This is a genomic window from Lactobacillus helveticus DSM 20075 = CGMCC 1.1877 (assembly GCF_000160855.1).
Classification (GTDB): domain Bacteria; phylum Bacillota; class Bacilli; order Lactobacillales; family Lactobacillaceae; genus Lactobacillus; species Lactobacillus helveticus.
Map to the genome: position 1 here is coordinate 1 of NZ_GG700763.1, position 2,465 is coordinate 2,465.

General features: G+C 30.7%; 4 protein-coding genes. 1 reads left to right on the forward strand and 3 read right to left on the reverse strand.

What is annotated here, in order from left to right; translation table 11 throughout:
* Positions 1-347 precede the first annotated feature (347 nt).
* Positions 348-626: a hypothetical protein gene (locus HMPREF0518_RS08895; RefSeq protein ID WP_003627904.1), complete on the forward strand. Its 279-nt coding sequence runs from the start codon at positions 348-350 to the stop codon at positions 624-626.
* Between the two features lie 160 nt (positions 627-786).
* On the opposite strand, the gene HMPREF0518_RS08900 is transcribed toward HMPREF0518_RS08895, so the two are convergent.
* From HMPREF0518_RS08900 to HMPREF0518_RS08905, 3 genes are all read right to left on the reverse strand, one after another.
* A complete protein-coding gene (locus tag HMPREF0518_RS08900) occupies positions 787-1,491 on the reverse strand; it encodes a hypothetical protein (RefSeq protein ID WP_003627905.1) in 705 nt (234 codons plus the stop codon).
* A gap of 8 nt (positions 1,492-1,499) precedes the next feature.
* A complete protein-coding gene (locus HMPREF0518_RS10385) occupies positions 1,500-1,658 on the reverse strand; it encodes a hypothetical protein (RefSeq protein ID WP_003627907.1) in 159 nt (52 codons plus the stop codon).
* Between the two features lie 84 nt (positions 1,659-1,742).
* Positions 1,743-2,321: a hypothetical protein gene (locus HMPREF0518_RS08905; RefSeq protein ID WP_003627908.1), complete on the reverse strand. Its 579-nt coding sequence runs from the start codon at positions 2,319-2,321 to the stop codon at positions 1,743-1,745.
* Positions 2,322-2,465 lie beyond the last annotated feature (144 nt).

Consider the following 2,465-nt stretch of genomic DNA (forward strand, 5'->3'; position numbering starts at 1 on the left):
TTCGCGATGTGATGGTACTTCCAGCGATCGTTAAAAATCACTTTGTGAAAACAAAGCCGTACACAATTAAAAAAGCCCGAATTAATGGGCTTTTTATTTTTGCGTATTTAAAAATTTCACAAAGTATTTACGGCTAACAAATCAAAGATTTGAAAGCTCGTAGCAACTAAAAAAAAGATTGAAAATTAATTCAACCTCTTTTTTAATTTAAGCAAAATAAAAGACGGTCATTCGACCGCCCACGCCTGCATGACCAAAGTCACGTTAGCATTACTCTTTTTCTCATTTGTGTTCTTCTACATGAATTGCATTTAGTTCTACATGAACTAAATCAGTTTGATAAGTAGTTGAACCCAGCTACTGGCAGTTGTATAGTCGGTAGCTTTTTTACTTCCAAAAAAGTACCAAAAATAGTCATTGCTGTTTTACTTGAAATAAACATTAAATCCAATAACCAATATGGGAATCAACAACAAGATCCAGAAGAGCTAAAAGCACTCAAAGAATTAGGAATTGAAACAGATAAGTTACAAAACGAAATTACTAATACTCTTCGAAGAGTATTGAATGCAATGCGCAGAATGTCAGATAATGGAACTGACTTTAACACTGAGAATTTGCATTGATGCACACTAATGCGGAAAATAGAGGGATACTAATGTCTAAAAAGATGTACACCGTTACTGATATAATCGATCTACGGTTACTCGTTAGTTAGATAAGCAAAAAATTAAAAAAGCCCATAAATTGGGCTTTTTTAGTTCGTGAAATTGTAAATCTCACGAACTAAAACCTTTTTCCAAATCGATTGTCAGGTAAATCTATAAAGTATTTATGCCCACCTAGATCATTTTCGACCCTATCATGAATTTCTATTAAAATATAATATGTTATCACGTACATGATGCCAATAATTGCAAAATATATAAAATAAGCTATTATACTAAAACACAATAAAAGTAGATATACACTGGATGAAACTGCAGTACCTATTACAACCAAAATATAAAATTTCTTCCAACTATCAAATGCAATATGCAATATTACTTGAAAGTTTTCAATTAAACGACTTACGAAGTAAATTTCACTAATAAAGCAGAGCCCAACACAAAAACTAATAAAATCTTGTCTCTTTAACAATATTAAAATAATTGTATTAAGTACAGCTATCACTATACTTACTATCATAACTAAACGATTAATACCCATTCTTTTATTTGCTATCAGCCTTTGAGAATCAAATGATATTCTTTCAATCAACCAATTATACTCATCAATTATGTAATAAAAATTTGCTATAAATCCCAAATTAATTATAAATGCTAATAATCCATGCATAATCAGCGAAAAGACCAAATACAACATACCCAACATTCCTATCCAAGGAAGAATGACAGAAATTCGTCTTGATCGAATAAATTTTTTAGTTTTATTCACCCAGTTCACCTCCTTATATAGAAATGGACATAATTTTAATTTAATTATGTCCATTTCTATTATTAATTTTGCACATTATGTTGACCACAATCACCACCAGGAAGTGTATGAATGAAGCGATTCACTCTATAAGTTGCAGCAGAGACCTTTGTCTGAGTCCCAGCAAAAAGACCTGCACCAACAGATGCCAACACGACTAAAGATAAAAATACTTTTTTCATAATATTACCTCCTAAAATTTTTATTAAAATTATTATAATTGCTTTTTAATAAAAATCAGCACTAAATTAATATTTTTATTATTTTTAGTCAAATTTCCTCGTAATCCTTTGCCAAAGTGATGCATTCTCAATCTTATCAACTTTATTTTGCAACTCAGAGCTCTTCTCAGCACTAGTTAACAACCTTTGTTGAGTATCTTTGAGCTGTTTTGTTTGCTCAAGTATCCTCGCCTGCAATTGTTGCTGCTGATTATTCAATTGTAACTGCTTATCATTAAACTCTTTAAAATCATCAGCATACTTCTCAATCTTCGAATTGAGTCTTCGAATCTCTTCGTCTTTCTTCAAATTAATTCGAACTAACTCTTCATCCTTCTCTTTATTCTCACTCTTAAACTTACTATTCTCAGCTTTAAGCTGTTCAATCATTTGAAGAAGTTCTTCATTGTCTTCTTTTTTCTTCGAATCTTCTTTATCAAGCTTTTCTTTTAAAGCACTAGTAATCTTCTCAACATCAGAATCAGCAATAACAAATTTATTACCGGACTTCTTAGTTTCAATATTTTGACGTTTAATTTCATCTCTAATTCTTTGTTTTTCTTTAACCAAATCATCGGAAGGAATTCCCATTAATTCAGCTATTTCACGCACTGTCTTACTCATAATCAAATCTCTTTCTTCGTTATCTTCGAATAAATTCGAAATAATTCAAATACATTCGAAGCCCTTCGAATTATCTTTATTGTGCAACATTAACGTAATTCGCACCAATAAAACAAAAAATTGCAAAAACAGCAAATTTAGTTC

Coding starts and splice junctions, on each gene's coding strand:
- HMPREF0518_RS08905 (WP_003627908.1), bottom strand. CDS start 2,321: ATGAGTAAGACAGTGCGTGAAATAGCTGAATTAATGGGAATTCCTTCC.
- HMPREF0518_RS10385 (WP_003627907.1), bottom strand. CDS start 1,658: ATGAAAAAAGTATTTTTATCTTTAGTCGTGTTGGCATCTGTTGGTGCA.
- HMPREF0518_RS08900 (WP_003627905.1), bottom strand. CDS start 1,491: ATGGACATAATTAAATTAAAATTATGTCCATTTCTATATAAGGAGGTG.